Below are 7,139 nucleotides of genomic sequence, written 5' to 3' on the forward strand. Positions count from 1 at the left end.
AGGCAAGGGTGTGAAAACAGCAGTCAACAACGTCAATAGTGCCATTGCCGCCGCTATTTCCGGCTTGGATGCGCTGAATCAAACGGCGCTGGATAATACCTTATTGGAATTGGACGGCACGCCGAACAAAGGCAAACTCGGCGCCAATGCCATTTTGGGGGTTAGTCTGGCCGTAGCCCGCGCCGCCGCCGATGCCTGCCAGATGCCGTTATTTCGTTATCTGGGCGGTGCAACCGCCTGCCGCTTGCCGGTACCGATGTTCAACATTCTCAACGGTGGCGTGCATGCCAACTGGCAGGGCCCGGACTTGCAAGAATTCATGATCGCACCGGTCGGTGCGCCCAACTTCGCCGAAGCCTTGCGTTGGGGGGCTGAGGTTTATCATTATCTGAAAAAACTGCTCAAAGACGGCGGCTATTCAGTCGGCTTGGGCGACGAAGGCGGCTTTGCGCCCGCCTTGAAACGCAACTCCGATGCGCTGGATCTGATCGTCAAAGCCATTGAAGGCGCCGGGTATCGCCCCGGCGACGATGTGGTTCTGGCGCTTGATCCGGCGTCCAGCGGTTTCTATGAAGATGGACTTTACCATCTGCGCACCGAGAACCGGAAAGTCACTGCCGCCGAAATGGTGGCGATGTATGCCGAGTGGGTCGCCAAATACCCTATTTCGCTGATAGAGGATGGATTGGCTGAGGATGACTGGGATGGCTGGAAACAACTGAACCAGACGCTCGGCCACAAAATCGAACTGGTCGGTGACGATCTGTTTGTCACTAATGTAAAACGAATTGAGCGAGGCATTCAAGAAAACGTGGCCAATGCGGTACTAATCAAGCTTAACCAGATCGGCACATTGACGGAAACGGTGGCCGCCGTAAAAACCGCTTATGCCGCCGATTGGGGGGCGATGGTGTCCCATCGTAGCGGTGAGACAGTCGACAGTTTTATTGCCGATTTTACCGTAGCTTTAGATACCGGCCACCTTAAAACCGGTGCGCCCTGTCGCGGTGAACGGGTGGAGAAATACAATCAACTGATGCGAATTGAAGAATTGCTGGGTGAATCGGCGACGTTTGGGGGGCGTAGAAACGTTCTACCATGCGCATCCTGATTATCGAAGACGAAAAGAAAACCGCTGCTTCTCTGCTTGCAGTCGTACCTAATAACTAAAGGTGATTTTTGCTTGCAAAACGGGAGGTGTCCATATACAGCCATTGGCGACTTCACTCAACCGCCATAAGGGACAATCAAGAATTTCAATGTAATGTCACGTGAAGCTCGAAAAGCTGCCGTTCAACGTATGATTGGCTTTCCCTCCCCAAGTGGCCGGTAATGTGCAGATCGAAGGTTCGCAATCCGTTCAATCAACAAATCAGAAGAGTCTGGCAGGAATATTTCAACCGTTGGATCGACTTATTTCGCATCGTCGGGGAAGGCGGCCATCAGGGATTGTATGACACACAGGGGTTTTATTACCGGTTGTGGACGATGCCAGCAGGCTGGTTTTGCCGAATCAGGTGGTTTAGTCGATCCAAACCGAACATCAAAAAGTGGGGTGGGCAGTGCTGTTCTGCCCGCCGTCACAGCTTTAATTTCGAGTGGGTAGGAAAATCATGCCCACCCTTTGCTAAAGGGAATGTCGAGACAGTTAAACTTTTTTCCGACCGATCTTAAGGAAACCGATCAACGCTGAGCCGAACAACCATACTGCGCCGGGAACCGGCACTGCTGTAGGGGTCAGCACAAACAAGCGCGAATTGGTATAGGACGTACCGTTATTCTCGGCAACCAGATAGATATTGCCCAAATAGTCGACAGTCACGCCTTCGATAGCTTGAGCGGTTACGCTAGCCAGATCGAAACTGCTGAGTACTTGGCCGGTGAACGGCGAAATTTCCGCCAGCATCTTTGAATCCAGACTCAGGATCAGCAGGTTATCGGCCGCGGCGCTGGCGGCTAGGCTGTCGATTGGCGACAAGGTTTGCACGTCGGACAAACTGTTCAAACCAAACAACGAACTGGTTCCGGAAAACGGCGTAGTCGTTGTAGCAGTGCCGAAGCCGGCCGCAAAGTTCAGTGTGCTTTTGCGCAATTGAGCGGAATTGTCTTGTTTGACCGAATAAAAGCTGCCGTCACGCGGATCGAAGCTGATACCTTCGGTGCCGACATTACCGACGCTGACAGTGCTACCGGTAATCGCGACCTTTGGTTGATTATTCAAGTCCACGGTACCGCCGGCATTATAACCAAACTGATATGCAATCTGTGGGCGTTCGTCAACGACCACCAGTTGACCGTTACCCAGATAGGTCAGGCCTTCCGCATCGTTATTGGTGCTACCGGTGCTTGTCCAGTTAAAAGCCATAGTGCCTAGCGTCTGGCCGGTGAGAGAGACTTCTACAACGCCAAGACCTTCGTCGCCGACCACGAACAACGAGTTACGGTCGCGGGCGTAAGTTACTGCGGAAGCCTCCAGCCCCATGCCGCCCAACGTATCTAGCGCATAATTGCCGGTCAGTTGATAGTTGACCAAATTTAGCGAAGCAGCCGCGTTGGCGCCGCTTGCGAAAACCGCAAAAGAGATTGCAGCAAATAGTGTATTGAGTTTCAAAATGAAATTCCTGAAATTGGGGTTCTACTAAATGATTAATTTGCCAATGTTTTGACGAATTAAGCGCGCTTCTTGCGGCTCAACGAAAACGCGGCCAATGCGCTTAGCATCATCGGGAAAGCGGCTGGAACCGGAACTGCCGCAGGTGCCAAGGCGAATTGACCGGGGTTGCCGATAAACCCACCGGTGCTAGCAAAGGAGCCAAAGCTGTCACCAATTACGGACAGGGCCCAGGCGGCGGTCACGTTGTCTTGGTCCAGAACCGACAGATTGCTTGGGTTGCCGCTAATGTCTAGGGTACGGATAGTACCGGGGAAATTACCGTCGCCGTAACTCAGGCGGTCTACTAAGGCATTGGAGGCGTTGAAGAGATTAATTTCGTCATTGCGGCCCAAATTGGTTAAGTTGCCGCCGATGATTTTGATTGAAGCAGACAAGCCCCAGTTGCTTCTGAAATCGCTGGCAGCGCTCTCAGCCAGAATCACCGATTCTCCAGATGCAACCAAACCAAAGGCCGACAAACTCACGGTACCGGCAATACGTGAATCATCGTCGAAACTCCAGCCGGTGAAATCCACGGCAGCGCTGGTCAGGTTGGTGAATTCAATGAATTCGTCGCCGTTATACATCCATTCGGTAATGGCGACGGTTGAAGCCGAGGCAGAAGAAGCAAACAAGGCAGAGGCGGCTAATACGCCGTAAGCGGCGGCATGGCTGAATTTTTTGGCTAACATGGTATCTTCCGAAAAAGTTAGGTTAAGTTAAATACGACAGACGGCACCTCTCGCGCCGAAAGGGTCATCTTGGTCGGAAGATACTGAAAAAATGTGACACGGTTATTACTTTTTGGCACTGTGTTGCGCCTGGAAAGTGGTTTGAATCAATGTCGCAGTTGACTAGGACATAGGTCGGGTTAGTTTGTCTCAGTAATCCGATCTTTTGATCTTTATGCAGCCGCAAGGGCACTCAAGTTTACAGTCTTCGTCAATGATGAAAGTCGAACGGACGATTTTCTTTAAGTTCACGCCGTCTTTGTTCACTTCCTGTCAGATGCCTAAAGCATCGCAGAGGTTGCCGGTGGTGTCGGCTAATAGTTGCACCAGTTAACGGGTCAGGTACTGCTTACACACCTTTAAAAGCCTGAAAGGCTGTTTGTAAATTAAACCACTCGAACCCAGAGAAATTAAAGCGTGTTGGTTATGGATTTGGCTGAATGCCACGGTGACTACAAAATCGGAAATATGTTAGTTTGTAAGCTATAGCTCACGATAATTTGCATAGTTTGTAGGAGGGACGATGTCTTCAGATGATGATAGAAAGAAAGTAGCTTTGGATGATGAGACCTATGAAAAACTAAAGGACTTTTCAAGATTCAATGGGTTAAAGCTGCGCAAGGTCATAGCTACGTTGGCTGATTTGTTGGTGAAGGATAAAGTGCTTAGTGATCAGGTTATTAAGCTAACACTTGAAAAATAATCGAACGACTCGGCTTAGAAGCAACCCGAAACCAAGCGGCTTTAGCGTTTTGGAATAGTAGCTGTCTAACCAGTTGGCAGCACTGCAGGGGTAATCGCCAGCAACCATCAGTGATCATTGGAAATTCAATAGTGAGTTGCTTTCGTAGGCCATCACCCACCAAATAAAACAGACCGAGGCTTTATCAATTTGCTCGCCGAATACCGGACAGCCGGCTGGGTCACAGGTTGCCTTACCTATTGAAATTGGAACGTTACCTCGACCGGCTGGTTTTGGCCGATTGGTTGAGGTCACCAACGTCAGCTTTGTAGTCCTGCAGCTCCAGGAATCTTTATTTCGCTGAATGACCGATTTGGAGAAGCGCGATAGGCTGGTTTGGGTCGCCTGGCGACCGTCTTCTCTTCAGACTCATCGCCGGAAAGCAGTCAATGAAATTCCGATTCCCGAAAGCGGCCAGTCATCACTGATTGTAGCCGCCCCTTGTGAACAGTCCTCCTAATTCTACTTCGTACGATTACGAGGCTTATTGCTTAGTGATCAAACGACCACGCTAATCTCGTTCGCCGCCGCCCAGGCGACGATGTCGCCTCTTAGTAAGGCTACCGCCATCAAATCCGGAAACTGGTCCGGAGTGCAGGCGAATACCGGCGCCCCCATCGCCGCCATCGCCCTGGCGTTTCCGTCGTGGTAGCCGGGTTTGCCGTCGTCGCTGAGCGCCAGCAACACGATGACGTTGACGCCTTTGTTGATCATTGCCTGCAAGCGCCCCAGCATCTCGTCATTGTTGCCGCCTTCGAACAAATCGGAAATCAAGATAAAGTGGGTCAAGGCCGGTCGGGTGATTTTACTATCGCAATAAGCCAGCGCCTGGTTGATGTCGGTACCGCCACCCAGTTGAACGCCGAACAACACGTCGACCGGGTCGGCCAGTTGTTCGGTCAAATCGACGATGCTGGTATCGAAGGCGATGTATTGGGTTTTCAATGAAGGGATAGACGCCATCACTGCGGCGAATATCGCCGAATACACCACCGAGTTCGCCATCGAGCCCGATTGGTCTATGCACAGCACCACTTCGTCCAGCCGCGCCTGGCTTTTTTTGCGGGCATAGCCGTGCAGGGTTTCCGGAATCACCGTGTTGTAATCCGGCTGATAATGCCGCAGGTTGGCGGTTATGGTTTTATGCCAATCGATGTCGCCAAAACGTGGCCTGCGAGTGCGTTTGGCTTTGTTGACGGCGCCCAGCACGGCCTGCACGGTTTTGCTTTGCAGTTTTTGCATCAGTTCCGCAACGACCTTGGCCACGACTTGGCGGGCCGTGTGTTTGGTTTTTTCAGGCATCACCCGGCCCAGACTCAATAGGTCGGCGACCAAATGCACGTCGGCTTCCAATGCCGCCAAAAATTCCGGCTCCATCAGCATTTGTTTCAAGCCCAAACGGTTGAAGGCGTCTTTTTGTACGACTTGCACGACCGGGGCCGGAAAGAATTCGCGGATGTCGCCCAGCCAGCGCGCGACCCTCGGCGACGAGCCGCCCAGGCCACCTTTGCCTTTCTTGCCGCCGCCTTGTTGATCCGCAAGGTAAAGCGCGTTCAAGGCCTGCTCGATGCGCTGGTCGCGCTCGCTCAAACCGTCGCCGGCGGCACTTTGTTCATCGCCGCCGCAGGCTAAACGCCAACGCCTGATGCGTGTTTGTTTATCGTTCATGCTCGTTCAAACCCAGTATCGATTCCAATAGCGGCAAGGCTTGTTGAAAATATTCGCGCCCGCGTTCGTCGTCGATTTCGCTCCCGACCGGGCCGCTTTTCCCGTCGCCCGACCTAATCTTGTGCAGCAAACGCTGCCTTTGCCCGGCGCCGAAACCTGAAAATGCCCGGCGAATCAGTGGCAAGGTCTCTATAAAGGTGTCTTCGGTCAGTTCCGTTAACCATTGGTCCATCAATCCGAACAGGGTTGCATCGAGCAAAATCACGTCGGCGTTGCCGGATAAAAAGCCTTCCAACCAGCGGGCGCCGTCCAAGGGCGGCGTGCCGTAAGACAAAGCCTCGGACAACCATTTGTGCAATTCTTCGTTCGGCAGTCGGCTGTCGTCGTACAAAAAACGGGCCGACTGTCCGCGAATACCGGGATGGCTCAAGGTGCCGGCCAAAAGACCGTGTAATACGTTGCGCCATTTTTCCAGCAGACTATCGTCGAGTAGCGGCAGCGCATGATGGAAATCCTGCAAGCGTTTCAGCATCGCCGAGGCTGCTTGTTCGTCGATGTTATGCGTCGCATAAGGCAGGCGGATCAAGGCTTCTCTGACCATGCTAAGCGCCAAAGCTCTCAGCGCTTCCTCCGGAATCGGCCTGGCGGTGCCGTAACGCAGGATGAATATCAATGGGATCACGGCGTCGATCAGATATTCGACTTCGTTGCCTTGTACCGATAAGGACTCCAGCCGGCCGATGGCTTGTTCGGCGGCCTGCGGCAGATCGGCCAGCAGACAGTTTTCGATTAACGCCGCGGCCTCGGCGATGGTTTGGGTTTGACCGATGCGGTCCAGTGCGGCGTTTTGCGCGGCCTTTTCTATCGTCGGTCCGAAGCGGATGGCTTGATTCAAGCGTATGCCGAATACTGGGTCCCAACAGAGTTTCCAATGCTCTCGAAACGTGCCGCGCCCGGAGTTTCTGAGCAATGTCGCCCAAGGAATGTCCAGCAGCGTCAAGCGGTTGAACAGTACTGATTTGGCGATGCCGGCTTCGGCGCGCAAATCCAAAGACAATTCGGACACCGAGGTTTCCATGGGCAGCCGGTACTTTTTCAACAGCTTGGTCAAATCGGCTTGCAGCGGCGGCTGCGGCACATCTTCGGCCACTTCACCGACTGCGGTGCCAATAACCAGGCGCTCGCCGATCAAAAGTAACGGCAAGGCGTCGCCGCCGCACATCACCGCCAGGCTGGCGTCGTTCATTTCCGCCAGACCCGGCGAAGCCCGGCCACGTAAGGCCGCCAATGCACCCGAAAGCCTGACCGCTTCGATGACTGCGGCGGTGGAGGCCGGTAGGCCTTC

The 7,139-nt window shown here is 53.2% G+C and carries 6 protein-coding genes; 2 read left to right on the forward strand and 4 right to left on the reverse strand.

Annotated features, from left to right (window positions below):
* Positions 1-1,111: phosphopyruvate hydratase (eno, locus tag NP596_RS18630; RefSeq protein WP_256616907.1), on the forward strand; the 1,111-nt coding region annotated here is incomplete at its 5' end.
* A gap of 537 nt (positions 1,112-1,648) precedes the next feature.
* Here the strand turns inward: eno and NP596_RS18635 are convergent.
* Entirely contained in the window at positions 1,649-2,611 is a 963-nt protein-coding gene (locus NP596_RS18635) for an SdiA-regulated domain-containing protein (RefSeq protein ID WP_256616908.1), read from the reverse strand.
* A 59-nt stretch (positions 2,612-2,670) separates the two neighbouring features.
* The gene (locus NP596_RS18640; protein ID WP_256616909.1) at positions 2,671-3,345 is read right to left on the reverse strand and encodes a lamin tail domain-containing protein; all 675 of its coding nucleotides are present in this window, start codon (positions 3,343-3,345) and stop codon (positions 2,671-2,673) included.
* A gap of 562 nt (positions 3,346-3,907) precedes the next feature.
* Between NP596_RS18640 and NP596_RS18645 the strand changes: the two genes are divergently transcribed.
* Complete coding sequence (locus NP596_RS18645) at positions 3,908-4,087, forward strand: hypothetical protein (RefSeq protein WP_256616910.1); 180 nt, start codon at positions 3,908-3,910, stop codon at positions 4,085-4,087.
* Positions 4,088-4,624: 537 nt separating this feature from the next.
* On the opposite strand, the gene NP596_RS18650 is transcribed toward NP596_RS18645, so the two are convergent.
* Complete coding sequence (locus tag NP596_RS18650; protein ID WP_256616911.1) at positions 4,625-5,794, reverse strand: VWA domain-containing protein; 1,170 nt, start codon at positions 5,792-5,794, stop codon at positions 4,625-4,627.
* Positions 5,784-7,139: DUF5682 family protein (locus tag NP596_RS18655; protein WP_256616912.1), on the reverse strand; the 1,356-nt coding region annotated here is incomplete at its 5' end. The genes NP596_RS18650 and NP596_RS18655, both read right to left, overlap by 11 nt.

Origin of the sequence: Methylomonas rivi (genome assembly GCF_024505165.1) — a bacterium.
In the GTDB taxonomy this organism is placed as follows: domain Bacteria; phylum Pseudomonadota; class Gammaproteobacteria; order Methylococcales; family Methylomonadaceae; genus Methylomonas; species Methylomonas rivi.